This window comes from Bacillus solimangrovi (assembly GCF_001742425.1).
Taxonomy (GTDB): domain Bacteria; phylum Bacillota; class Bacilli; order Bacillales; family Bacillaceae_N; genus Bacillus_AV; species Bacillus_AV solimangrovi.
Window position 1 is genome coordinate 61,172 of record NZ_MJEH01000022.1, and the last position, 25,451, is coordinate 86,622.

At 34.4% G+C, this 25,451-nt stretch carries 28 protein-coding genes, 1 pseudogene and 1 riboswitch; of the genes and pseudogenes, 11 read left to right on the top strand and 18 right to left on the bottom strand.

The window, feature by feature from the left end; all coding sequences use genetic code 11:
• Positions 1–581 precede the first annotated feature (581 nt).
• A complete protein-coding gene (locus BFG57_RS09005) occupies positions 582–1,409 on the top strand; it encodes a cytochrome c oxidase assembly protein (protein ID WP_069717158.1) in 828 nt (275 codons plus the stop codon).
• A 290-nt stretch (positions 1,410–1,699) separates the two neighbouring features.
• On the top strand, positions 1,700–3,553 hold the full coding sequence (gene ctaD / locus BFG57_RS09010; RefSeq protein ID WP_069717298.1) for a cytochrome c oxidase subunit I: 1,854 nt from the start codon (positions 1,700–1,702) through the stop codon (positions 3,551–3,553).
• A 25-nt stretch (positions 3,554–3,578) separates the two neighbouring features.
• Here the strand turns inward: ctaD and BFG57_RS09015 are convergent, their stop codons facing one another.
• Together BFG57_RS09015 and megL are read right to left on the bottom strand one after the other, a co-directional pair.
• Positions 3,579–4,220 (bottom strand): thiamine diphosphokinase, encoded by a 642-nt coding sequence (locus BFG57_RS09015; protein ID WP_069717159.1) that lies wholly within the window; start codon positions 4,218–4,220, stop codon positions 3,579–3,581.
• Between the two features lie 159 nt (positions 4,221–4,379).
• Entirely contained in the window at positions 4,380–5,564 is a 1,185-nt protein-coding gene (gene megL, locus BFG57_RS09020; RefSeq protein WP_069717160.1) for a methionine gamma-lyase, read from the bottom strand.
• A 188-nt stretch (positions 5,565–5,752) separates the two neighbouring features.
• A riboswitch (Lysine riboswitch) is annotated at positions 5,753–5,933 on the top strand.
• Between the two features lie 226 nt (positions 5,934–6,159).
• On the opposite strand from megL, the gene dapA reads away from it, so the two are divergent.
• Complete coding sequence (dapA, locus tag BFG57_RS09025; protein WP_069717161.1) at positions 6,160–7,047, top strand: 4-hydroxy-tetrahydrodipicolinate synthase; 888 nt, start codon at positions 6,160–6,162, stop codon at positions 7,045–7,047.
• A gap of 250 nt (positions 7,048–7,297) precedes the next feature.
• Positions 7,298–8,506 (top strand): threonine ammonia-lyase, encoded by a 1,209-nt coding sequence (ilvA, locus tag BFG57_RS09030; RefSeq protein WP_069717162.1) that lies wholly within the window; start codon positions 7,298–7,300, stop codon positions 8,504–8,506.
• 40 nt (positions 8,507–8,546) lie between these two features.
• On the opposite strand, the gene BFG57_RS09035 is transcribed toward ilvA, so the two are convergent.
• Both BFG57_RS09035 and BFG57_RS09040 read right to left on the bottom strand, forming a co-directional pair.
• Positions 8,547–9,458, bottom strand: coding sequence for an alpha/beta fold hydrolase (locus tag BFG57_RS09035; RefSeq protein ID WP_069717163.1), 912 nt, complete (start codon positions 9,456–9,458; stop codon positions 8,547–8,549).
• 22 nt (positions 9,459–9,480) lie between these two features.
• A complete protein-coding gene (locus BFG57_RS09040) occupies positions 9,481–9,975 on the bottom strand; it encodes a GNAT family N-acetyltransferase (protein WP_069717164.1) in 495 nt (164 codons plus the stop codon).
• A 147-nt stretch (positions 9,976–10,122) separates the two neighbouring features.
• Between BFG57_RS09040 and BFG57_RS18875 the strand changes: the two genes are divergently transcribed.
• Positions 10,123–10,275, top strand: coding sequence for a hypothetical protein (locus tag BFG57_RS18875; RefSeq protein WP_175428306.1), 153 nt, complete (start codon positions 10,123–10,125; stop codon positions 10,273–10,275).
• A gap of 63 nt (positions 10,276–10,338) precedes the next feature.
• Here the strand turns inward: BFG57_RS18875 and BFG57_RS18880 are convergent, their stop codons facing one another.
• From BFG57_RS18880 to queF, 3 genes are all read right to left on the bottom strand, one after another.
• A complete protein-coding gene (locus BFG57_RS18880) occupies positions 10,339–10,476 on the bottom strand; it encodes a hypothetical protein (protein WP_175428307.1) in 138 nt (45 codons plus the stop codon).
• A gap of 200 nt (positions 10,477–10,676) precedes the next feature.
• A complete protein-coding gene (locus BFG57_RS09045; protein ID WP_069717165.1) occupies positions 10,677–11,447 on the bottom strand; it encodes a sporulation protein in 771 nt (256 codons plus the stop codon).
• A 238-nt stretch (positions 11,448–11,685) separates the two neighbouring features.
• On the bottom strand, positions 11,686–12,084 hold the full coding sequence (gene queF / locus BFG57_RS09050) for a preQ(1) synthase (RefSeq protein WP_069717166.1): 399 nt from the start codon (positions 12,082–12,084) through the stop codon (positions 11,686–11,688).
• A 398-nt stretch (positions 12,085–12,482) separates the two neighbouring features.
• On the opposite strand from queF, the gene BFG57_RS09055 reads away from it, so the two are divergent.
• The 3 genes from BFG57_RS09055 (at position 12,483) to BFG57_RS09065 (ending at position 13,988) form a co-directional block, all read left to right on the top strand.
• A complete protein-coding gene (locus BFG57_RS09055) occupies positions 12,483–12,914 on the top strand; it encodes a disulfide oxidoreductase (protein ID WP_069717167.1) in 432 nt (143 codons plus the stop codon).
• Positions 12,915–13,379: a thioredoxin family protein gene (locus tag BFG57_RS09060; protein WP_069717168.1), complete on the top strand. Its 465-nt coding sequence runs from the start codon at positions 12,915–12,917 to the stop codon at positions 13,377–13,379.
• Positions 13,380–13,514: 135 nt separating this feature from the next.
• Entirely contained in the window at positions 13,515–13,988 is a 474-nt protein-coding gene (locus BFG57_RS09065; protein WP_069717169.1) for an Hsp20/alpha crystallin family protein, read from the top strand.
• A 76-nt stretch (positions 13,989–14,064) separates the two neighbouring features.
• Here the strand turns inward: BFG57_RS09065 and BFG57_RS09070 are convergent, their stop codons facing one another.
• On the bottom strand, positions 14,065–14,820 hold the full coding sequence (locus BFG57_RS09070; protein WP_069717170.1) for an NRDE family protein: 756 nt from the start codon (positions 14,818–14,820) through the stop codon (positions 14,065–14,067).
• Between the two features lie 249 nt (positions 14,821–15,069).
• Between BFG57_RS09070 and BFG57_RS09075 the strand changes: the two genes are divergently transcribed.
• Positions 15,070–15,342 (top strand): hypothetical protein, encoded by a 273-nt coding sequence (locus tag BFG57_RS09075; RefSeq protein WP_069717171.1) that lies wholly within the window; start codon positions 15,070–15,072, stop codon positions 15,340–15,342.
• Here BFG57_RS09075 and BFG57_RS09080 read toward each other — a convergent pair.
• From BFG57_RS09080 to BFG57_RS19625, 8 genes and pseudogenes are all read right to left on the bottom strand, one after another.
• Complete coding sequence (locus BFG57_RS09080) at positions 15,337–15,789, bottom strand: GtrA family protein (protein WP_069717172.1); 453 nt, start codon at positions 15,787–15,789, stop codon at positions 15,337–15,339. The genes BFG57_RS09075 and BFG57_RS09080 overlap by 6 nt on opposite strands.
• Positions 15,790–15,826: 37 nt before the next feature.
• Positions 15,827–16,933 carry a glycosyltransferase family 4 protein gene (locus BFG57_RS09085; RefSeq protein WP_069717173.1) on the bottom strand — a complete coding sequence of 369 codons (1,107 nt, stop codon included), beginning with the start codon at positions 16,931–16,933 and terminating at the stop codon, positions 15,827–15,829.
• Positions 16,934–16,946: 13 nt separating this feature from the next.
• Positions 16,947–18,095: an NAD-dependent epimerase/dehydratase family protein gene (locus tag BFG57_RS09090; protein ID WP_069717174.1), complete on the bottom strand. Its 1,149-nt coding sequence runs from the start codon at positions 18,093–18,095 to the stop codon at positions 16,947–16,949.
• Positions 18,096–18,395: 300 nt separating this feature from the next.
• Positions 18,396–19,148, bottom strand: a complete 753-nt coding sequence (locus BFG57_RS09095) for a (S)-benzoin forming benzil reductase (protein WP_069717175.1) — start codon at positions 19,146–19,148, stop codon at positions 18,396–18,398.
• A complete protein-coding gene (locus tag BFG57_RS09100; protein WP_069717176.1) occupies positions 19,145–19,342 on the bottom strand; it encodes a hypothetical protein in 198 nt (65 codons plus the stop codon). Before BFG57_RS09100 ends, BFG57_RS09095 begins: the two co-directional genes overlap by 4 nt.
• A 136-nt stretch (positions 19,343–19,478) precedes the next feature.
• Positions 19,479–19,625 carry a hypothetical protein gene (locus tag BFG57_RS18885; protein ID WP_175428308.1) on the bottom strand — a complete coding sequence of 49 codons (147 nt, stop codon included), beginning with the start codon at positions 19,623–19,625 and terminating at the stop codon, positions 19,479–19,481.
• A 229-nt stretch (positions 19,626–19,854) separates the two neighbouring features.
• A complete protein-coding gene (locus BFG57_RS19620) occupies positions 19,855–20,802 on the bottom strand; it encodes a methyl-accepting chemotaxis protein (RefSeq protein WP_425388496.1) in 948 nt (315 codons plus the stop codon).
• A pseudogene (locus BFG57_RS19625) lies at positions 20,797–21,873 on the bottom strand (HAMP domain-containing protein); the annotation flags it as partial. The gene BFG57_RS19620 and the pseudogene BFG57_RS19625, both read right to left, overlap by 6 nt.
• Before the next feature lie 257 nt (positions 21,874–22,130).
• Here BFG57_RS19625 and BFG57_RS19405 point away from each other — a divergent pair.
• Positions 22,131–22,265: a hypothetical protein gene (locus BFG57_RS19405; RefSeq protein ID WP_281186648.1), complete on the top strand. Its 135-nt coding sequence runs from the start codon at positions 22,131–22,133 to the stop codon at positions 22,263–22,265.
• A gap of 162 nt (positions 22,266–22,427) precedes the next feature.
• Here the strand turns inward: BFG57_RS19405 and BFG57_RS09110 are convergent, their stop codons facing one another.
• On the bottom strand, positions 22,428–22,694 hold the full coding sequence (locus tag BFG57_RS09110) for a phage holin family protein (protein ID WP_245676726.1): 267 nt from the start codon (positions 22,692–22,694) through the stop codon (positions 22,428–22,430).
• 223 nt (positions 22,695–22,917) lie between these two features.
• On the opposite strand from BFG57_RS09110, the gene BFG57_RS09115 reads away from it, so the two are divergent.
• Positions 22,918–24,807 (top strand): AMP-binding protein, encoded by a 1,890-nt coding sequence (locus BFG57_RS09115; protein ID WP_083249166.1) that lies wholly within the window; start codon positions 22,918–22,920, stop codon positions 24,805–24,807.
• Positions 24,808–25,030: 223 nt separating this feature from the next.
• Here the strand turns inward: BFG57_RS09115 and msrB are convergent, their stop codons facing one another.
• A complete protein-coding gene (gene msrB, locus BFG57_RS09120; protein WP_069717300.1) occupies positions 25,031–25,423 on the bottom strand; it encodes a peptide-methionine (R)-S-oxide reductase MsrB in 393 nt (130 codons plus the stop codon).
• Positions 25,424–25,451: the final 28 nt, after the last annotated feature.

Consider the following 25,451-nt stretch of genomic DNA (forward strand, 5'->3'; position numbering starts at 1 on the left):
ATTACATCTAAACTTTGTAATGATAGCGGTTTCTATTTTCCTTAATATACCCTTCGCTTCATTAATCAAACAAGAATCATATCATTGCCTCACTGCAATTTTATAATTTAATATAATATAACTCCATAATACTTACTTTTTTTTCCGATATAATTGCTTTTTTATGAAATTTTTACTTTATATCGAAAAAAATTCAGTGATTAACTTAAATGATTCATACATATAGAAACATAGAACCATTGAAAATTCAAGGTTTTCACTATTTTTGAGTTATTTAAAAATCGAACGTTATTAGTGAATCTATATAAGAAAATGTTTAGAGCTTAATTTAAGATCATTTTTAGTGCTAGATTCAAAGGATATATGTTCATCTTGATCAGTTTTTAAATCATCATCATTACTTTACTGAGTAATGATTTTTCAATCATTTTCAATACAAGTAGATTCATTTATTCTTAATGCTTACCTAACATGACCATCTAAAGGTGATTATTTCGTTATTAAGTAAATATTTCAAATAAAAAGGGGTACTATAAGTTCATCACAGAACTGTTGAAAATTAATCTGAGAGGAGTAAGCTCTTGAACCTTTTCTTAGAATTATTTAGACACCATCATTGGTTTGAAATAATTGGAGTTCATCATGCATTACTAATCATACTAGTTGGATACTTCTATTTAAATTATTTCAAAAGAAACCCTCATACAAAAAATGCGTCACTAAAAAAGCAACTTTTCATCACTGGATTATGCCTTTACTATTTTGCAAGTGCAACACCACTGCACATTTTAAGTGAACATATTTTCAGTGTAAAAATGGTAAAAGCTTCAATCGTTTATTTTGTTGTTCCTCCATGCCTGTTAGCTGGTATACCCGCTGAGATGTTGCGCCCAATAATATGGAATTATCGGATCCGCCAAACACTCTATATATTAACAAAGCCCATTTTATCAACAATTATATTTTATGTACTTTTTTTTCTTTATTTAAATCCAAACCTTTTTCATTTCATTAATGAAGGTTGGTTACTAGATGAATTAAGTCATGTCACTTTATTCTGTTTTTCGTTATTTATGTGGTGGTCAATCATAACTCCTCTTAAAGAATTGAACTACTTATCTGATTTATATCGTTTAGCAAACCTTCTCATTAATGGCTGTATCCTATTTGGAATTACTTATCCTTTCTTTTTATGGGACGAGCCGTACAAACAATTTCAAGACTTCCCTTTCCCAACCTATTATTCACAAAATGATGATGTAATCATTGGTGCAGCTGCAATACTATTTGTGCAAAAGCTACTCATCATCGTAATCGCAGGAGTTATTTTTTACAAACGTTTCAAACAAGAAAATGTTATCGATCCTGTTAATGTATCAGGTTTAATGGGGGTAAAAGATCCAAAATAAAGTAATTCGTCATTTGTGTACACTCTAATAAAAAGAGCAGCATAATAACAATTTCTTTATTGATCATTTGCGAAAAATACTCATACAAAATGTTATGTCTTCTTCATATAACCTCTAAATGATAAAAATGTATATTTTTATCATTTGATGTAAAAAGTAACACTAGTAATAATCATTCATGTAGTGAATCGTAGCTTATCTCTAGAAAGTCGTTTCATTCCCGAGAGTTAACTTTGTAGAGTAACTGTTTCATGAATCATTACTTTCAAACTGATGGAGGTTGTATGGATGTGACAACACAAGTGAAGAAAAAATCAATTTTTTGGGATTACTTAACTACTGTTGACCATAAGAAGATTGCCCATCTCTATTTGTTTGCTGGGCTTTTCTTTTTCGTGCTCGCAGGTCTTGAAGCAATTCTTATGCGGATTCAATTAATGTATCCGTCAAACACATTTGTTAGTGCAGGTTTTTATAATCAACTTCTTACAATGCACGGTACGACAATGTTATTTCTAGCAGCTACACCGATTTTATTCGCGTTTATGAATGCGATTATCCCACTCCAAATTGGTGCTAGGGATGTAGCCTTTCCTTTCTTAAACTCTTTAGGTTTTTGGCTATTTTTATTTGGGGGGATCTTACTTAACCTTAGCTGGTTTCTAGGAGGTGCTCCAAATGCTGGTTGGACTTCGTATTCAACACTTGCTCTAGAGGACTCTACACATGGTACAGAGTTTTATATAGTTGGATTACAAATCTCTGGTCTCGGTACACTTATTTCAGCTATAAATATCTTAACTACAGTCATTAATATGCGTGCACCTGGAATGACTTATATGCGAATGCCATTATTTGTGTGGAGCTCATTCGTATCTTCAGCGCTAATTTTGTTTGCATTCCCACCTCTTACTGTCGCACTATTTTTATTATTATTTGACAGACTTTTCGGTGGAAACTTCTTTTCAGCTGAACTTGGTGGAAACTCGATTATTTGGGAACATATCTTTTGGGTATTTGGACATCCAGAAGTTTATTTACTTGTCTTACCCGCATTTGGAATTATCTCAGAGATTATTCCTACATTCTCAAGAAAGCGATTATTTGGATATTCAGCGATGGTGTTTGCAACCGTATTAATTGGGTTTGTTGGTTTTATGGTATGGGCACATCATATGTTCACAACCGGTATGGGTGCCGTTCCAAATTCGATCTTTGCTTTAGCAACAATGTTAGTTGCCATACCAACAGGAATTAAAGTATTTAACTGGTTGTTTACGATGTGGGGTGGCCAATTACGATTTGAAGTACCGATGTTATGGGCAGTTTGGTTCCTTGTCTCATTTGTAATGGGTGGCGTAACAGGAGTCATGACATCATCAGCACCAGCTGACTATCAATATCACGATACGTATTTCATTGTGGCACACTTTCATTATGTCATTTTAGGTGGCGTCGTTTTCCCTATCTTTGGAGGTCTTCATTACTGGTGGCCGAAGATGTTTGGCAAAATGTTAAATGAAACGTTAGGCAAATGGACATTTTGGACATTTTTTATCGGGTTTCATATGACATTCTTTATTCAGCACTTCCTTGGATTATGGGGTATGCCAAGGCGTATATTCACCTTTTTGCCAAATCAAGGGCTTGATTTAGGTAATTTCATCAGTTCAATTGGGTCATTTATTATGGGAATAGGTGCCGTATTACTCGTTATTAACATTATAATAACATCAGTTAAAGACGAAAAAACAAAAGAAGATCCTTGGGATGGACGTTCTCTTGAATGGGCTATCTCATCCCCACCACCGGAATATAATTTCAAACAACTACCGTTAGTTAAAACGATGGATCCTTGGTGGGATGCAAAATATAATAACAAAGGAAAAATATCTCCCGCTGAACCAGTCGGTGATATTCATATGCCAAATAGCTCATTCATCCCATTCATTATATCATTCGGTCTATTTATCGCTGGATTAAGTTTGATATATATTAATGACAATAATGTAAGCTTATTTATTTCTATAATTGGTTTACTCGTAACATTTGGAGCGATGTTAGCACGTTCAATTCAAAATGATTATGGTTACCATATCCATAAAGAAGATCAACATCAACAAGATCTATATAATAAAGGATAGAGCATAAACAGCTCTATCCTTTTTCTTAATCTCGACTTTGTATGATTAGTAGTTCACCTTCATCAATTTCAATTGAACCAATGTCATTTATTAAAATATTACTAATACCAAGTGACATGCCTATTGATAAAGTAGCATTTTGTAATGGATATTTAAAGCCATTTAATGTAACGCCTGTAACCTTTGAAGACAATGGTAACAGAGATACATGTTCGTACCCATCATTTGTAATATTTAACTTGTCATTTGCTAACTGGATTTGATTATATAAATCAACAATCTTACACGTAATCCCTTCTTCTAACGTCATTTTTAATAAATGTACATTAGCTAAAGAATGGTCAAAACGTGTACCTATCCCACCAATAATTGTTATAATGTCTGCCCCTTGTTCAATAGCAAACCTAAGTCCCAACTCAGTGTCTGTTAAATCTTTGTCAATGGGATCACAAATTTGGAATTTATTTGAATTTTGTTTGATCACATCTATTTCTTCAGTTGTAACAGAATCAAAGTCTCCTAAAGCAGCATCCATTTGCTTCCCATGCTTAACTAAAAAGCTCGCACCAGCATCAACACCGATGAGGTAAGTTCCTTCATGAATGAATGATAAGGCCCAGTCTCCTAATCTTCCACCACTAACAATGATTGCATGCAAACCTTTCACCCACTTCTCTCAAATGTAGTCCATTTATCGGTTCTAGTGTACCAAATGTTTCATCTAACAGCAAAATTCCACTACAAATGATCGATAAAGAAAAATTTGTAGTGGAATTTTCATAGTTATGTTTCTTATTCATATTTTGCAATTTCGAATTACTAATGATTATAGTTTTGAGAATGCGCCTTCTAAATCGGCCCAAATGTCATTTACATTTTCTAAACCAACAGACAATCGAATAAGTTGATTTGATATACCCATTTTCTTTCTATTTTCTTCAGGTACAACTGAATGTGTCATCGTTGCAGGATGTTGAATTAACGTCTCCGCATCACCAAGGCTAACAGCAATTTGAATCATATCTAGTGAATTCATAAATTGTTGACATGTTTCTACGGAACCTTCAATCTCAAATGAGATAAGTCCACTAAACTGTTTCATTTGTTTCTTTGCTATTTCATGTTGTGGATGTTCATGATCCCCAGGGTAATAAACCGATTTAACTTTAGGATGTTGTTTCAACTTTTCAACAATTTGCTGCGCACTTTCACAATGTCTGTCCATCCTTAAAGGTAATGTTTTCATGCCTCTTAAAAGCAACCATGCATCAAATGGACCAATAATCGCTCCGATATCTTTTTGAGTTGTCATCCTAACTTCATCAATAAATGATGCTTTACCTACTACCAAACCTGCTACTACATCACCATGTCCACATAAATATTTCGTTGCACTGTGTAGAACAATATCACACCCAAGTTCAAGTGGACGTTGTAAGTATGGTGAACAGAACGTATTGTCAACAACGACTGGAATATCATATTTGCGTGCAACTTCAACAACCGTTTCTAAATCAATAATTGCCATCGTTGGGTTAATTGGTGTTTCTATATATATACATGCCGTTTCAGGACGTATTGATTGCTCAATTTCTTGCTTTGTAGCCAATGCACAATAGTCATGATCAACATTATACTTCTCTTTCATCAATTCAAGTAAACCAAACGTACATCCGTAGACCCCTTGAGAACATAAAATGTGATCTCCTGTCTTTGTCAAGGCAAATAAGACAGCAGATACAGCTCCCATACCAGATGCAAATGCGAGTCCTTTTTCTGCACCTTCTAACCTTGCAATTCTCTCTTCTAATACAGTTACTGTTGGATTACCTAACCGAGAATAGATGTAGCCTTCTTCTTCTCCTGCAAATCGTTTAGCACCTTGTTCAGCTGAATCAAACGCAAATGTTGATGTTTGATAAAGTGGTATATTCAAACTGCCTTGAAATTTGCTTGAATCATAGCCGCTATGAATAATTGCAGTTTCCATATAGTCTGTTTTCTTGTTCATTACTTTCTCCCACTTTCATATGAAGTTTGAACTCTCCTTTTCTAGAATAATATAATTACACTAATTAAGAAAGCGCTTACTACCAAAAACCGCCATTAAACTTTTCATTTATGCACTTGAAATAACGATTATTCTCTGCTATATTACAAAACAACAACTACATTATCTACTTTACTTCATTTTAATGAAGTGAGAATAGAGGTGCAAAGACCATCAGTACAATATTTGAGGAGTATGAGCTCCAACGACGATATTGAAAAGGGGAATTTGCCGAAGTATGATAACACTCATAATCTATCATACTGGTTTTGTATTAAATAAGTGCAAAACTGTCATATAGTTGATACTATATGGAGGGCTATCTCACGTGCATTGGATCGATATATTCATTGCAACAGCGGCCCTCGTTGTTGCTTTTTTGTATGCCTTAATGCGTATGATTTAAGTAACACTAAAAATCCCCAAAGATTATTTAATAATAACATCTGAATGAATTTTGATTCATCGTTCGTTGCATTATGTTGAAGATCTTTCAGCATTAATCCGCACTAGCAAAGTATAACGAAATTAAAAATATGAATAGAGGATGATCGATATGAATTTTGGAACAGTACTAACAGCGATGGTAACACCAATGAAAACAAACGGTGATATTGATTTCCAACAAACAAAGAACTTAATTAATCATTTAATCGATAATGGCTCAGATGGGCTTGTTATCGCAGGAACTACCGGTGAGTCCCCTACGTTAACAAATGAAGAAAAACTTGAATTATTTACATTCACGGTGGAAACTGTTGCAGGACGAGTTCCAGTAATCGCAGGAACGGGCTCAAACAATACACGTGCTTCCATTCAACTAACACAAGATGCTGAAAAATGTGGTGTCGATGGTATCATGCTTGTTACACCATATTATAATAAACCTAATCAAGAAGGTATGTACCAACATTTTAGTACTGTTGCTAAAGCAACCACTCTTCCTGTCATGTTATACAATATCCCTGGACGAAGTGCAGCTGGTATGACCGTTGAAACCATTATAAGATTATCTCAAATTGATAATATTGTATCAATAAAAGAAGCAAGTGGTGACCTAGAAAAGATGACACGTATCATTCATGAAACACCTGATTCATTCTCATTATATAGTGGTGACGATGGCTTAACACTTCCTGTTCTATCCATCGGTGGGACTGGTATCGTATCTGTTGCATCGCATATTCTTGGAAATGAAATGCAACAAATGATAACACATTTCTATAACGGTGAAACGAAACAAGCAGCTCAACTTCACCAAGAGTTAGTTCCATTGATGAAAGCAATGTTTATGGCACCTAGCCCATCACCTGTTAAGGCAGCACTTCAAATGTCAGGTTTAGATGTTGGTGGAGTTCGTTTACCTATGGTTCCACTTACTGATGAAGAACGAGAAACATTATTTGAAATTATTCATCCTAAATTAAGTATTAGTGTTAACTAAGAATTGAAATTCTAGCAGTAGTGCTTTGCATTCTTATGTTGTCATTTATTATGTACAGCTATAAATTGAGAATCTTCACTACCGTTTACAAATTTAACTAAAATAAGCACTACATTCTCTACTTCAAGCCTGCACTAGCAGGCTTTTTTTAAAAATACATATTAATCTACAGCACTTATCGTTAATGCTTGTATGTTATAGTTAGGGTATCCATACCTGTGTTCTATTTTATCTAATGAGGTGTATCTTTTTGCTTAATTTAAAAGAAATAAAGAAAGCACAATTCGAACTTAAAGGAATTATTAACCAAACACCACTTGACTTTTCAAACACATTTAGCAACATGTCAAATCAACAAGTCTATCTAAAACTAGAAAACTTACAAAAAACTGGTGCCTTTAAAGTACGTGGAGCATATTACAAAATGCGAACGTTAACCGATCAAGAGCGAGCAAAAGGAGTAATTGCAGCGTCAGCTGGAAATCATGCTCAAGGAGTAGCATTTGCAGGTGCAATGGCAAATGTTCCAGTCACAATTGTCATGCCTAGACGTGCTCCACTAGCGAAAGTACAAGCAACGAGAGAATATGGAGCAAAAGTTATTCTTCATGGTGAAGTTTTTGACGAATCATTAGAAAAAGCACTCCAAATTCAACAAGAAACTGGCTCAACCTTCTTGCATCCATTTGATGATGAAGAAGTAATAGCTGGTCAAGGTACGATTGGACTTGAGATTATCGAGCAATTACCTGATGTAGATGCGATTGTCGTTCCCGTAGGTGGGGGCGGGCTTATTTCTGGAATCGCTACTTCTATTAAAGAAATCAATCCTAATATTCAAATTATTGGAGTTCAATCGGAAGCGATTGCATCTATGAAAACCTCTCTTGAAGCAAAAAAAATTACGAAAATAACCGGTGCTGATACGATTGCCGATGGTATTGCAGTAAAACAACCCGGTGAAAAAACATTCAATGTTATTCAAAAATATGTTGATGATGTTGTTGTCGTTAATGAACTTGAAATTTCACGGACGATGTTATACTTACTCGAACGAAACAAACAACTTGTTGAAGGTTCTGGTGCATCAGCATTAGCGGCTATATTATATAATAAGTTACCTTTTAAACATAAAAAAGTAGCTGCTATCATAAGTGGTGGTAATGTTGACGTTAACTTAATTTCTAGAATTATCGAACATGGATTAGTAGAAGCTGGTCGTTTTGTCACGTTCTCTACTCTCGTATCTGACCGACCAGGTGAGTTAAATAAGTTATTAAGTATTATCGCTAACTTGGAAGCAAATGTCTTAAGTATTCATCATCAACGTCAAGGCTCACGGGTTACTCCTGGATTAACGGATGTACAATTCTCCTTAGAAACTCGGAATCGAGAGCATATTGAAGAAATAGCTCATGCACTAATTAGTAATGGCTATGAAATGAACGAAAAGATATAACGAACAAAATCCCCTTATTAGGGGTTTTATTCGTTATATCTTATGAAGTATATAATTCATCTAAGATATGTTTAAATACCATTTGTCTAATTACAAATTGTTCATTCAATAGTTGATGTCGAGCATTTTCAATTAATATTATCTTCGATTTCGGAAATTTCGATTGAATGGCTTTCACGTTATAATAATGATCCACCGTTCTGTCTTCTAACCCTTGAATTACAGTAATCTCTCTATTATTTGGACTGTAAGACTCAAAATTTTTCTGCCAACTCTGTAGAGAATTAACCCATGAAAACGGTAATGCCCTTGCTTGCAATGGGTCTTCTTTAACAAACTTTAGAAATACTTCATCTGATGAATTTCTCTGAAAAGTTCGATTTACTTTAGAAAAATATGGAGATATAAGCCCTTTTCCTATAAGTGTTGGTAACCAATTCGCAGAACGGACAAGCGGAGCGAGCAAGACAACCTTCTCAACTTCATTCCCTTTGTTTGTAAGAATAAAATTCATGACAGCCGCACCACCCGTACTATGTGCCACAACATTCACCTTATCTCCAATAATATCCAAAACATCCATCATATGTTTTGAATATAACTGAAAGGATTTAACATCTGCTTTTTCACCTGTAGATAGTCCATGACCGACTATATCGTAAGTGTATATTTCAATATTTTGAACTAACAAAAATTTGATTAACTTGTTTAAACAACCAGAATGATCGAGATACCCATGCATCAGCAATACTTTATATTTTGAAAACTGTGGAGTGAACCTTTGTAAATATAAGTGTTCATGCTCAGACGTAATATAACCACTTTGATAATCAAATTCTTTTGGTAAATTATAATAAGAAAGATATTCCTCAATCGCTTCATATTTTTGCCCAAAATCAATATATCGATGTTTGTTAGTTTGAATCGTCTCAAGATGTTCAATAATACTCATTCATATTCGCTCCAGTTACTAGTTAAACTTTACGTGGCGGGTGTTCGTCCATAACAAATTTCCACAATCCTGTTTGATCTCGTTTGTGTGTCTCCCACTCTTCTTTCACATCTAATCCATCTGGAGACCATCCCATAATTTCAAAAAAATTGAAGTCAAAATACACATGAGAAAATTCATGTTTTTTCCAAAATGGCTGTGATTCATTCCATGCATCTAAGTAAATGAAAAAATGATGCTCTCTAGCATAATCTTTTATTTTCTCAACAATAATACTTCCTATTCCTTCTTTTCGTTTATTACTTGGAAAGCGTAATAAACCGATAAATAAAACTCGTTCATGCTCATCAAAGAATATATCTAAAACAACATTATCACAACCAAATCCTGGATCACACATCATTTCCTCAATGTTCAAGAAAAATCGGCCTTCTCTATCCGTTACATTAGCTACTAATCCATGTTCACTTAATGTATTGATTATTTCTTCTAACGTATCCTTAAAACCAGTAAGCATTATAAACCTCCATGAAAGTTTTATTTCACTCTTACTAAACCATTAACTTTCTTTCAACAAACCCCCAACAATTTCCTTTATATTTTTATTTCAAATGGAGATATTATATTTGTACCATCAATACTTAATTACAGGAGGTCATTCACAATGGCAAAACAAAAACGTGAAAGAAAACAAGCAGCTGCTCCAAAACAAGCATTAGCAGAAGAATTCGGTAATGAATTCATTGAAACAAATGCTAGTAAAGAATTTAATGCAAATGAGCGTAAAGCTGAAAAAAATAATAATAATAATCAGTAACTAGAAGCAATAAGCATTTAAAATAGAGGTATGTCTTCACAAATGAAGACATACCTCTTAAATTTATTGATGATTTTGGGTCGGTTTTCTTTTATCTGCTTGCTTATCAACTTGATGAGCATTTTCTAATGACTCTTCTGCAGCAGGGGTTAAATGGTTATTCTTCTTTTGTTGCAAACGATTTCGTTCTTTTCTTCCCACGGGTAACGCCTCCTTCATTTTAAGTAGAGTACGTTCATATCCTTAACTGACAAATCATAAATATACATATATTTCATATGCATATTAACGATTTATATAATGGAATCCTCTATGATCATTTGAATGTAGTCGGCTACGCGGGCAAAAATATAACTTGCATTTTTGTACTAAACGATAATAGTGATACTACTTTAGTTATCTTAACTATATCGAGCAATTAGTGATTCTAAGTCATTTTGTAGGTGGTCAACATTCTCGCTCGTTAAATGGATGCGTAATTTTGTCTCATCTACATCTAACATTTCACTTAACAATCCACCTAATCCATTTGCACGTCTATCAACTTCTAACATGACATCAAACTCGTCCTCAGTAATCGGTAAGAAAACCACTTCTAGTTCATCTAATTTCCCTCTAAACGGTCCTGAATAAGGAATAAACTCAAACTCTTGTACGAAAGATAAATCGCGGCCTAACATCTTTGGTGCTACTTCATTTTCAACACTATGCAATTTGAAACCAAGATTATCGAGTGCAGTAAAGAAAGCTTGCATTAACGGATGAGGTTCAACGTGGATATAATCTCGATCACTAGGATCAACAGCATTCTTAATATCCAAACCTGTCTGTACCCATACGTGCGACTGGCCTATTGAAACTGGTGTACTTAAAGGTAAATTAAATGCAAATGGAATCTCCTTAACTTCATCAGGTGAAATCATAAACGGCTCTGTTAATTTAAAGCGTCCAATAACACCTGTTTCTTCAACCTTGTTATCATCTACTTCACGAATATATGTCGTATTTAACGATAGATAAATGGAATCAATATTTTGTTCAACACTGCCACCTTTAATAACTACTTTACCTGTTATCTCGTTACCTGGTTTTAAAACATCTTGATCGAGCTGTGTATCAACTTCTGCTGCTCCTACCCCAACACTCGCAAAAACCTTTTTGAAAAATGACATATATATCTCCCCTTTCAATTTTGTACATAATACTCTTAGTCAATGTATCTACTAGTATTTACGTATTATATAGATGAAAGTTTCATTACATACAATGAAATTAACTAATTTTATATTTGTTATTTATTGTTCCTCAACCAACACGCATTAACAAAATAGTTTCACATATACCATAAAAAATACACCTTCAATTGTTACTCTTAAGAATAACAATTGAAGGTGTAGCTCACCATTTGCCTTATTTCTCACGTACAGCATTTGTTTTAAGTTTAATTCCACCACGTGGTGTTTGATAAACAGTTACATCAACACGCTTCGGATCAATTGCATAAACAATATCATCAGCAATTTGTGCTGCTAATGACTCGCAGTATGCTCCTTCATCACGAAATGACCATAGATAAAACTTCAGTGATTTTGATTCGATACAACTCTCATCAGGAACATAAGAAATGGTAACCGAGCCAAAATCTGGCTGCGAAGTTTTGGGACAAACACTTGTAAACTCCAACGCATCAAACGTCACTTCTTGAACATTCGGTGCAGGGAAGGATTCCTGTTTCAACACTTCTTTTGCCTGTTGTGAGCTTTCCGGTCTTGGCATTGGACCGCTTCTTGGTAGATAATATTCTGACATTTGGATAAACCTCCTAGTTTTGATGACGCAGGATTTTACGAACTGCAAACAATAGAATAATATACAATAGGAAAAGACACAAGTTATTTATGAGCTATACTCTTGAATATATAAGAATTTTAATTTAAATTTTTTTGCACTTATGAATCATTCTCCATAAAAAACCACATTATTAATGTTTATTTTTCACACAAAGCGTGTTCCATTCAATGATAAATAACTGTTTATTAAGTATTAATGCTTGAAATAATTGATGAAAGTTACTATTTAACTGCTCATTAGTACTATTTTATTCGTTATTAAACTGAAATATGGAAATTTATATTAAATACTTGTCATGCTTGTCACGTCACGTTAAGATATATAAAGTATCCTATCCTATATGAGAGGTAAGCAAAATGAAAAAATGGTTGACTAATGAAAATCAATTACTTATTGCTTGGATAGCTGCTTTAATAGCAACAACTGGCAGCCTATTTTTTTCTGAAGTACTGAAATATACGCCTTGTGAGCTTTGTTGGTATCAACGTATCTTTATGTACCCAATTACGCTCATTCTCGGAGCAGCAATCATTCGAAAAGACTACCGTGCTAGCATCTATAGCCTCATCTTAAGTGTGGTCGGTATATGCTTTTCTATCTATCATTATGCAATTCAAATGGTACCTGCATTTCAAGAAAAAGGAGCTTCATGCTCTTTCGTACCTTGTAATAGTACATATATTCAATGGCTTGGTTTTATCACGATTCCAATGTTAGCACTTATCGCTTTTGCGATTATTATTATCATGACATTTTCAGTTTGGCGTAACGAAAGGAGTTCAAAATAAATGAAGAAAATAGCAATCATCGGTGCAATTATTGTAGGCTTATTTATCATTATTGGATCATTAACGAATATGGCAAATTCACAAAAAGCAGAAGGTAACCCATATGGGAAGGCAGACCTTCACCCTGAAACAGTTAAACAGTTAAAAGATCCAAATTATGAGAACTTAATCCTTCCTGATGAATTAGACGAGAAGCTTAATAATAATGAAGCAGTAACAGTATACTTTTACAGTCCAACTTGTGGTCATTGTAAAGTTACAACACCTATTTTAAAACCCGTTGCAGATGAACTTAATGTTGACTTAAAAATGTATAACGTTTTAGAGTTTGAACAAGGTTGGAACGATTTCGAAATTAAAGGTACTCCAACAATGATTCATTTCGAAAATGGGAAAGAAGCATATCGAATTTCAGGAGAAAATGACGCAGAAACTTTCAAAGAATGGTTTAACCAATTTCTATAGGATACGATGATTACGTGCAGGGGATTTTTCCTGTACGTTTTTTTGTGTACATACACAATCACACTCTACCTCACATATTTTATCTATTGAGTATATACATTTTTATAGGAAAATAAGTGAGGGAGGAAATTAAAAATGTCTGATATTGAAAAAAAAACCGATAATAAACAAAACCATCTTTCACATCCAATAATGAGACAAATTGATGATTTCTTTCACCAAGGTCCAGTTCGTTCGATGATAGATTCAATTGACTCATTCTTTTATCAAGCTGCTTTCACACCTTCAATTCCCGTTGACTTATATGAAACAGATACACATATTGTAATTAAAGCGAATCTTCCAGGAATCAATCGTGAACAAATTACAATCGATCCATTATATGACGCTATTAAAATATCAGTTTTAAATGATGATTTATTGGAAGAAGAAGATGAAACAAAAAATTACTATCGTAAGGAGAGACGTGTCCAAAGAATGGAACGTGTTGTCCCTCTTCCATTTACTGTTGAAGGTGATAAAACAACTGCTTCATACAAAAATGGAATACTGACAATAAAAACACCAAAACAAAAATACAAAAAATCTACAATTCAAATTGATGAATAGTATACAAATAAGCCGATGAATACCTTAATCACAAGGTTTCTCGGCTCTTATTTGTTCTTTATGTAAAAAAACTGAATTAATTTAATCTGATCGTATATTTGTTTTCTTCTTCAAAACCCCTGCTTGAGAATGTTCTTTCAGTAAAATGAACATTACCATTAACATCAACTAACAGTACAGTCGATGCTCTCGTTCCATAATGTTCTGATTGAATGAATAGCGGTGATAAAAGCCTCTCCCACTCTAAACCAACTCCAGTATTAGGAAGATCCTCATCCTTTGCAATTAACTGATCATGAAGGATCTTAAACAAGTTCTCCTGCAAATTACCATTCTGTAAAGCTTGACGAAGTTGTTCTTTTCCTCTTCTAACTTTTGGCCACGGAGTATCTAACAAATGATTGCTCAAGCCATATATACCTGATGGAAGTTCTTTTGATGTATTTTCAACGTTTGAATAATACATCATCCTTTCCGCTGTTCCAAAAAGTACATTATATCCTGGATATTGCCCCCTACTTTTTTCTAATTTTGATACATATTCATCTATAAGCTTATGCTCTGTCAAAAAATCAGCTACGATTTCACCACGTGAACGACTCTTTGATTCTTCACTTGGATTTCTATAATTCGTTAAAGCAGCAAACTTGCCTTCTTTCGTGACTCCCATCCACGTTCCTAATTTCTCTAAGTCTCTACCAGCTAATACGTTCGGTGCATCTAACCAATATTGGGCTTGTCTCGTCCTTCTCTCGTAAAATTCATCTCGATTTGCTGCAACAATTAACGGATATTGAGGATGTTTTTGATAAGCAAATAAAATTAAACACATCGTACACATCAACCTTCATTATAGTTTTCTTCATTATAACAATCTTTTATATAGACAGTAATTATTTATGTATGAATTACTCGAACTCTCCCTTTTTATGTTCCGTATATAATTTACATTGTTGTAATATTTGTTACATTACTTAACTCGTTGTTTACAATTAGAGGAGCAAGGGTATATAGTAGACATACTAAGAATTAAGTGACTTATGAATTAATAGCATTCTTACTAACTTGAGGAGGGAAGACTATGACTATTCAAGAGTTCATTGAAAAAGATGATTATACAATTATTCAAATAGCTTATGAGATCATTAATGAAGTTTCAAATAAACTTCAAAAGAAACAGTTGTTTTACAAGCAACAAGTAGAGAATTTTGTAGATATACGTATTAATCAGTTTATTAACAGTTTGAATGTAAAGCCAGCACAAAAAAAAATCTATGCTACTCAAATTTATGGTCTCATTAACCCTCGTATTAATCGATTATTTGCCGATTATAACTTGTTTAACGTTCTATAATTTATTGACGTGTCTCAATTCAAATACCCACTTTTTCATAAAGAAATAACTTGCTAATGACGAGAGAAGCATTGCTAATCCTTTTGCAAGATTCTTTTCAAAGAAGAGGGCAAACGATGTATACTCAAAAACTAAAATAGCAACAAAGAAGACACCATTACTAATGAACAAACTCACGACAGCTTGAATAGTAAAAGCCACTTTTTCTTTCGCAGAATACGTTGCAAAATGTTTGAACGTAAACTTTGAATTCCAATAATAACTATTTAAAATCGCCATGCAATAACTAATCGTATTAATAACTATTAGTACGAAATAGGATTTACCAGTGTACATCCATAACAATACATTTAACGTTACAATGTCAACTAACGCATTTGAAATACCAATGATTCCAAATTGAACAAATTGCAGTTTATTATTCCACTCTCTATTGTTCTTGTGCATGGCTTCACCTATATTTTCTGTCTAGAACTACTGATTGCTAAGCTAAAATTTTTTGATAAATCGAAAGCAATTGTCTTGATGGTTCAGCCCATCCATATGATTGACCTATTTGATAAGCATTTTCTGCAAGCCTCGTTCGAAGCTTGACATCTTCTAATTTTATCATCGTTTCAACAAGGCTATTTTCTACATTTGGATCGTATAGTAATCCTGTTTCTCCATCTTTAATCTGTTCGACTGTTGGCCCACTTTTCGCTGCAACAATTGGCAAACCTGATGCCATCGCTTCAAGAATAACCAATCCTAACGTTTCTGTAGTTGAGGGAAATACGAATACGTCTGAAGAGGCATATACACTTGCTAACTCCTCACCATGCATAAACCCAGTAAACGTCGTATTTGTTCCTTTAAAATGTTCTTCAAGTGCAGCTCTATGTGGCCCATCTCCTACTATTGCAAGTGCATATTGCTCATGTTCATCTAGTACGCATCTAATCTTTTCAATTTCCTTTTCAGCAGCTAATCGACCAACATACAATAGTAACCTCTTGTTCTGTTGCTGATTCGTCAAATACTTACGCATGTTTACACTATGCTTTTCTGGACCAAAACGCTCAACAGCAACACCTCTTGTCCAAAGGTGTACATTTTTAAATTTCTTCTCATTCAATTCATCTTTTACTGTTTTTGACGTACATAGATTGAGGTCTGCTTTATTATGCAACATGCGAAAATACCACCATAATAATGGCTTAACAAAGGGTACTTTGTAATAGTCTGCATATTTAGGTACATTCGTATGATAAGAGGCGATAAGAGGATCTTTTCTTTTTCTTGCATAATAAATACCTGAAAGACCTAAAAAAGCTGGGTTAACGACATGAACAATATCTGGTGCAAACTGGTCAAGCTTTACTTTCACTTTTCGACTTGGATATGCAAATGGTTTGTCTTTATAAAGAAAGAAGGAGCGTGGTGACACTCCTTCAACCTGTGCTCCTTCAAATTCATTAACACCTAAATCTGGAGCAATGATGAGTACTTCATGTCCCTCTTTTCGTAACCATTTAATTGATTCACAAAGTCTAGTTACAATACCATCAGTAGATGGTAAAAAGGTTTCTGTAATAATTGCAACTTTCATATGATCTCTCCTGTTATTTCCAAGTTACTGTCGGTAAGACATTGTTTACAATTACATGATCCTTATATTTTAATGCTACGTCTAATATACTTCCGATAACTTCATCTGTTAAGAGTTGTGCCTCCAAGCCTAGATTTCGAAGTTTTGTATGCATAGCATTGTAATAATGATTTTCAAGTTCAACTCGTGGATTATCTATATGGCTAACGTTAGTAGACAGTCCTTTTTTATTAGCTACGTTTTTAACCATTTTAGCCAATTCTAATACTGAAAATTCTTCTGTAAATTGATTAAATACACGGAATTCGCCTTTATCTGCAGGATTTTCAACAGCGATTTCAATGCATCGTACCGTGTCCTTAATATTTAAGAACCCTCTTGTTTGACCACCTTTTCCGTAAACCGTTAAATCATGCCCAATTGCAGCTTGAATAATAAAGCGATTTAACGCAGTCCCAAACACACTGTCATAGTCTAAACGATTAATTAGCATTTCATCTAATTGAGTTTCATCTGTATGTAATCCATAAACGATCCCTTGATTTAAATCAGTAGCTCGAATGCCCCATGCTTTACAAGTGAACATGATGTTATGACTATCATGAACTTTTGACAAGTGATACATAGATCCTGGTTGTTTCGGATAAGGTAATAGATCCTTTCGGCCATTATGCTCAATTTCAATATAGCCTTCTTCGATGTCAATATTAGGTGTTCCATATTCACCCATTGTACCAAGTTTAATAAGGTGACAATCTGGAACAAGCTCTTTTATGACGTAAAGTACATTTAAAGTTCCAACAACATTATTTACTTGTGTAAAAACAGCATGCTCTCTATCTATCATTGAATATGGAGCTGAGCGTTGTTCAGCAAAATGAACAAATGCTTCTGGTTGCTCTTGACGAACAACTTCCTGCAAAAAATCATAATGGTTAATATCACCAATATAAGTTTTTATTCTATTTCCAGAAATTTCATCCCACTTATCTACACGAGCTTCGAGTGATGCAATTGGAGTTAAAGAATTCGAACGTAGTTCATCATCCCATTTGCGACGAATGATACTATCTATAATTGCTACATCATGCCCTTGCTTAGACAAGTACAACGCAGTTGGCCATCCACAAAATCCATCCCCACCAGCAACTATTATTTTCATATTCTCTCCCCCTATATTTACTCATAATCATCAGACGAATCGTTGACGTATGTGTTGTTAGTTTCTACAAATAAATTTTTAAGCTCAACCTCCAATCATCGACATCTTTAAAACTTCAACAAAATTTGTTGCAAGTAAAGAAACAAAATTCTATTGATAGTTTGATAAAAAGAGGACAGTCACAATAGTAATATGCTCCTTTTATTCTATCCATTCCATGAAATCTATTAATTTATACAAATTGAGCTCATTATCATTTATTTATCTATACCAATAATAAAAGCCCTGTTTCACAGGACTTTATAAGTTGCGTATATCGTATATACCACCATTTTCACATTGCTCATCTATTAACCATTGTAATGCTTTATAAGCAACATCATTCGGATTAGATAAATGACCATAATTTTTTAATTTTCTAAACCTTTCAATACCTTTAAAATTATCCTCATTAGAGTTACGTATTTCCTCTTGCATATCTGTATCAACTACACCAGGAGCAAGAGAAATAATTTTCGCTGGATTATCTTTGCCTTCTTCTTCAAAGGCAACCGATTGAGTAAAGCGATTGAGAGCTGCCTTCGTTGTACTATAAGCGGCCCACCCATGATAGCTTGTATTACCCGCACCAGACGAAATATTCAATATGTACTTTTCTCCACCAAACTTTGCTGTTTTTCTTAAAAATGCTGCAGTTAACGCCATAGGTGCAAGAGTGTTCACTGCTAAAATATGTTGAAATTCTTCAGCTGTACAAGATTCTGCCGGTTTCATAGGATGTAAAATTCCTGCATTATTAATTAATGTTATCGTAGAAGCCTGTATTATGTCATTATCATCTAGTATTTGGTCTATTAGTGCGTCTAGTTCCTTGATATTGGATATATCAAATTGACATTGAATGAATTTCCCTACTCTTTTTGACTGTAACTTATCCAATTCCTCATTACGTGTACGGGCAATAGATATAACTTTATTACTGTCCCTTAACGTGGCACTTACAAACGCTGCTCCTAATCCCCTAGAACCTCCAGTTATAATATAAATGTTCATAGTTTTCTTCCTTTCTTCAGTTCGAACATTGCACATCGCTTTCCTGAAGCATGAAAAACATAATCAGATGGCATCATTTTACCTTTAAATCCATAAGCTTGACATGCACGTGGAAAATTAGGATTCCAAGTTGTTCGAAAGTATTTACAATTAAAACAATTGATCTTTGTTTGGCTGTTCGTTAATTTTTTCATGTATATATTGTATATTGTGTTGTTTTATTCCTCAATTGTTTTGTTTAAAGAAGAATATAGTTGATGTTGCTTTTTATGATTTCTTCAACCTACTCCAAAATCGTTACAAATAAAAAGTCCCCAAATCATATGGGGACTAGTTCTTATGTGATTCACTTCCATATTTCTCATTTCGTTCTGGTGTTGGATCATTTTGAATGTCAAATTCTTGAGCAAACTCCATTCTTTCTTTTTCTTGAGTCATTTTGTTTTGTCGCTTACGATTATCGTTTTTGTTTGTCACTTTATTCACTCCTTATGATTCTGGACTCTTCTGTTGATTCATTTTCAAGTCTTTTTTTGGGTGTTTACCTGTAACTTGATTTCCAAATTCCATATTCGTTTTTTGGGGACGATTTGGTTTATTTGTCATCTAATCTCCTCCTACAAAGTTAGGATGTACAAATGTCAAGAAAAAAACCACCCAAATAATGGATGGTTTAACTCTTCTCATATAATAGTCATACGTTTTGCTATGCTTTAAAGGTTTGTAGTTGTTCATCTAATTCTTTACTAGCTTTGTTTAAGTGTTCCGCTGACGTCACAATTGATTGAACTGCTCTCACTTGTTCTTCACTTGATGCATTAACTTCTTCACATGCAGCTGCTGTTTCTTGAAGAAGTGCTGAAATACTCTGAATAGAACCTACTACTTCATCTTTGTTCGTATTAATTTGTTCTACTTCTTCAGTGATATGTTTCGTAGCATCAATCATCTTTTGAATCATATTTGCAATTGATTTAAATGCTTCCTCTGTTTGTCCAACAACGATAAGTTGTTCACTAGAAACGGATTTCGTATTACCCATTTCAATAACAACTTGCTTCGCTTCTTCTTGGATATCATGAATAATTGTATGTACTGATTCAGTTGCAGTGGCAGACTGCTCTGCAAGCTTCCTAACTTCTTCTGCCACTACTGCAAAACCTTTTCCATGTTCACCTGCACGAGCAGCTTCGATTGAGGCATTAAGCGCAAGTAAGTTCGTTTGAGATGAGATAGTCGTAATCGATTGAATCACTTGACCAATTTCTTCAATTTTATTAGCTAAACTTTGAATGACAGATTCAACTTGTGCCGTTACTTCACCTGATTGATTTGACTTACTTCTTAGAGTGTCCATTTGTTGAATACCGTCTAGAGTGACAGCTTCGGCATTTTGTGAAAGTTCATCCATTTTATTTGTAAAATTATTGACGTTTTCAATCTGTTCAGACAAATTCATCATTCGATTATTCGTTTCATCAACATCTGTACTTGATTCTTGTGTTCCTTTAGCAATTGCTTCGACTGCTTTTGACACTTCAAATGCAGACATTCCTGTCTGTTCTGAAACTAAATGAAATTGCTCGGACGAATGACGAATATACTCACTAGAACTTTCAACAGTTTTTATTAATTTGCGCATATGTTGCACCATACTATTGAAATCATCAGTTAATTGCCCTATTTCATCCTTAGATGTCACTTCTACGTGTGCTGTTAGATCTCCTTTAGCCACACGGTTAACTTGTTCTTTCAATAAGATAATCGGTTTTACAAATAGTTTTGATACAAAATAAACAACTACAATTGCAATCAGGATTGAAAAAGCAGATATTAGAAAGATCGTTAATTGAGCTTTGTTCGCAGTTGTATATAAGCTATTTTCATCATACGCAATTCCAATGATCCAGCCAATTCCATCTACTGTATCAAAGACAAGGACTTTATCTTTTGACTCAAATTCATAAAAAATTTGCCCATTTTTCTGTCCGGATTCATAGATCTCTTTTATAAATGGATATTGTGTCAAGTCCTCGCCTTTTAGTGTAGGATGGACAAGTGCTACCCCTTGTCCATCCATTAACACTGTATAACCTTCATAACCAATATCTGATTGATTCACCAAATCGGATATTTTCTGTAGATTCAAATCAAATGCTATTACTCCGATTACTTGATTTCCACTTCTAATCGCTTTAGAACCCGTAATTGTAATATCACCTGTTGCTTCATCGATATAAGGAGTTGTCCAAGTTACCTTTTCAACTTCATTTACAGCATTTATGTACCATGGTCGAGTTGTTGGATCAAAGTCAGGTTCCAATTGTTCTGACACATCTGGCTCCAATAACAACGTTTTATTAGGTGTTGCAATATATGTAAGACTGATATTAGGATTCAATTCAAGATATTTCTTAAAACTATTACGTACTGCTGTCTCATTCACTTCATTTGAGGACAATGAGCGCAAATAGTTCAAAACGGTCTCATCTGTTTCATAGCGATATAAAGCTATTGAAAATTCATTTACATAGAGATTAATCGTCTCACTCATACTTTCAGCAATTGAACTAGCTTGTCCTATCGCTTCCTTACTAATATTCTTTTTTAATTGTGTTGATGTGATGAGTGACACTGATGATAATGTTACGATTATAAGCGTTGTAAAGATTATAATTAATTTCATGTGTAAATGTTTAAACATCGTCTGCTTCTCCTTTTGCATTCAATACATTTGGTGTATGTGTTATAAACCTACTATTGATTATGTAAATTTAATAAATTTTTCATATTTTCTTAATAAATAACATTAACATTATAGCATGCTTGTTAACTCACTCTTAAAAATTAATAATTGTAAATTTTCATTATAATTTTGACAATTAATACAGAATGTTGTCATGATATGCGCTTTCCCGAGAAATATTTACCGTTTTTATTTCTCTTATTCATAAGAAATACTATGAGTAAGGAGGGGTTTTCATGGAAAATAAACATACTCAAGATTACAAACCTGAAATTCAACATCCTACTATTAAGGAAGTCGAACACAAGACACTTCACCCGAACATCACTGAACAAGCAACAAAAAGAAGTAGTTATTACCCAACTGCATAATCTACAGCAAAACCCATTTTTACAAGAGCAGGCGTTGTCAATTTGACTTCGCCTCTCTTAAACCCACTCACTATATGTCATAACTCCCAACTCCATATAATCATTGTTCTTATTCATTATTATTAATAAAAAAAGATGACTAGACGGTTAACAGAGATCTCGTTATTTTTTCTTCTGTATACTTTGTTTGAAAAATTGATGTGTTGTGATTGCTGCGCCTGCGGCAATCAGCCCATTGGCAATACCATTAACATCAAAACCGAGCCTTAAGCCACTAGCAATGACTCCACAAATCAACAAAACCCATATGATCATCCAATCTTTTATAAATGGGGTAACCTTCAATGCATAACCAACAACCATTAATGCAGGTACTACAATAACTAACTGGGGGTGAATATTTACTTCTTGAAAGATTTGTTCTATCACGATTTCACCTCCCTCCTTATCATATTATTTTATGAACCTTGTCTCACAACGGAAACGGCACTTCTCACAATTAAAATTAATTAGGATCAAAGGTGATTTTATAGATTAAACTTGTTACAATGAATGTAAGCGTTTTTATTTAGAATATTCAAATAAAGGAGAGTTTACAGTGAGATGGGTGCCAAATAATCAACTAACAACACAAACACGGTTGTATAAGTGGATGGAAAAATTGGGATTTGATGATTATGAACAATTCTACGATTATTCAGTTCAGCAAACAGAAGCTTTTTGGGAGGAAGCTGTTAAAGAATTAGGAATTGAATGGTTCCACCCTTTCCAAAATGTGTTAGAACTTGATGATGGAATCAAGTGGCCTAAATGGTTTACAGGCTCTACATTAAATGCTGCTCATGAATGCGTTGAAAAGTGGGCAAAAAATGGGGAAATGCAGACGAAGAATGCACTTATATGGGAAAGTGATGATGGTAATTCAATTACTTATACTTTTGAACAATTAAATGACAAAGTTTCGCGTGTAGCAAACGGATTAAAGTCTGCTGGTTTACATAAAGGACAAGTTGCAACGATTTATATGCCAATGTTGCCTGAAACAGTTGTTGTTATGCTTGCGATCGCAAAGATTGGAGCTATTTCTGCCCCTGCATTCTCTGGTTATGGAACTGATGCTTTGTCTGTAAGGATGAATGCTGCAAAGTGCTCTTTTCTCATTACAGCTGATGGTTTTAAACGACGCGGCAAAACCGTACTAATGAAGACAGAAGCTGATAAAGCAGCTTCTCAAACACCATCCTTAAAACAAGTGGTCGTCATTCGCCGTTTAGGAACAGAAATACCTTGGAATGAAGAACGAGACATTGACTATCAAACATTAGTTGATCAAAAACCTCTAAATAATACTGAAGCAATGAATCCAGATGAACCTCTCATGCTAATCTACACATCAGGGACAACAGGTAGACCCAAAGGCGCCGTACATACACATGCTGGGTTTCCTATAAAAGCTGCGTTTGATGCTGGAATTGCCATGGATGTCCAAAAAAATGATTGTCTATTTTGGTATACCGACATGGGTTGGATGATGGGGCCGTTCTTATTATTTGGGGGACTTATTAATGGCGCATCAATTTTACTGTTTGAAGGCACTCCAGATTTTCCAAATCCTGACCGCATTTGGAAAATAGCTGATGAACATAATGTTACACATTTAGGTATTTCACCTACCCTAATACGTTCGATTATGCATGAAGGAGAAAAATGGATTGCACCGTACAAGTTAGAGAAACTACGAGTTATCGCATCAACGGGTGAACCTTGGAATGTCGAACCTTGGGAATGGTTATTTGATAAAGTAGGTAAACAACAAATTCCAATCTTCAATTATTCAGGAGGTACTGAAATTTCCGGTGGGATATTAGGAAACGTGCTCGTTCGCCCTATCGAACCGATAAGCTTTAACTCCCCTATTCCTGGTATGGCTGCACACGTATATGATGATTCAGGTAAACCAGTATTAAATGAAGTTGGTGAACTCGTCATTTCAAAACCTTGGGTAGGTATGACACAGGGGTTCTGGAACGAATCAGAACGTTATGAACAGACATATTGGAATCGTTGGAAAGACATTTGGGTCCACGGAGATTGGGTAGTAAAAGACAATCAAGGTTTTTGGAAGATTACTGGACGTTCTGACGATATATTAAATGTTGCTGGAAAAAGACTCGGACCTGCTGAGATGGAAAGTGTACTTGTTGATCACCCAGCAGTTATTGAAGCAGGAACAATCGGCATACCTGATGAGATCAAAGGGGAAACAGCGGTTTGCTTTGTTGTATTACATGAAAGAAATAATAGAGATACAAACCTTCAAAAGGAATTAATTGAGCATATTGGAAAACAAATGGGCAAAGCTTTAAAACCAAAATCTATTTACTTCGTAAATGACTTGCCAAAAACTCGAAATGCAAAAGTTATGCGACGTATTATGAAAGCAGCCTTTCTTGGTAAGGACACTGGCGATCTATCTGCTCTCGTCAATCCAGATTCTGTTCAAGAAATCCAAAAATTGTTACAACATTATGAAAAGGCATAATGTAACAATAAAGTGAAGCTTCCATCAGTAGGTTTTTTCTTCATCCCTACTGATGGTTAGTTGAACCAATCAGGTAATTACCGACGCTTATACCACAAGGATATGACTACAGCCCTATCGCAGTTAAAATTCGTTGATTCTTCTAAGTTTTGAAGTGGGAGTCTTAGCGTCAGTTGAAACGTGATAAATAATCCATAAAGAAAAGCCCCACAAAAGCGGGGCTCTACTTAAATAATGTTATATACTCGCCGTAACCTTCTTTTTCAAGATCGTCCTTTGCAATAAAGCGTAAAGCAGCCGAATTGATACAATAACGTAAACCACCACTAGGCTTTGGTCCGTCTGTAAAAACATGACCTAAATGTGAATCAGCTTCCTTGCTACGAACCTCCGTACGTCTCATACCGAAACTCGTATCAAAATGTTCCGTTACTTGTGACTTATCAATTGGTTGTGTGAAGCTGGGCCAACCACATCCTGCATCATATTTATCTTTAGACGAAAAAAGTGCTTCTCCAGATACGATATCAACATAAATCCCTTCTTGTTCATGTGAATAATATTCATTTTGAAATGGAGGTTCTGTACCATTTTCTTGTGTTACTTTATATTGCATAGGTGATAACTTATTTTTCAACTCTTCG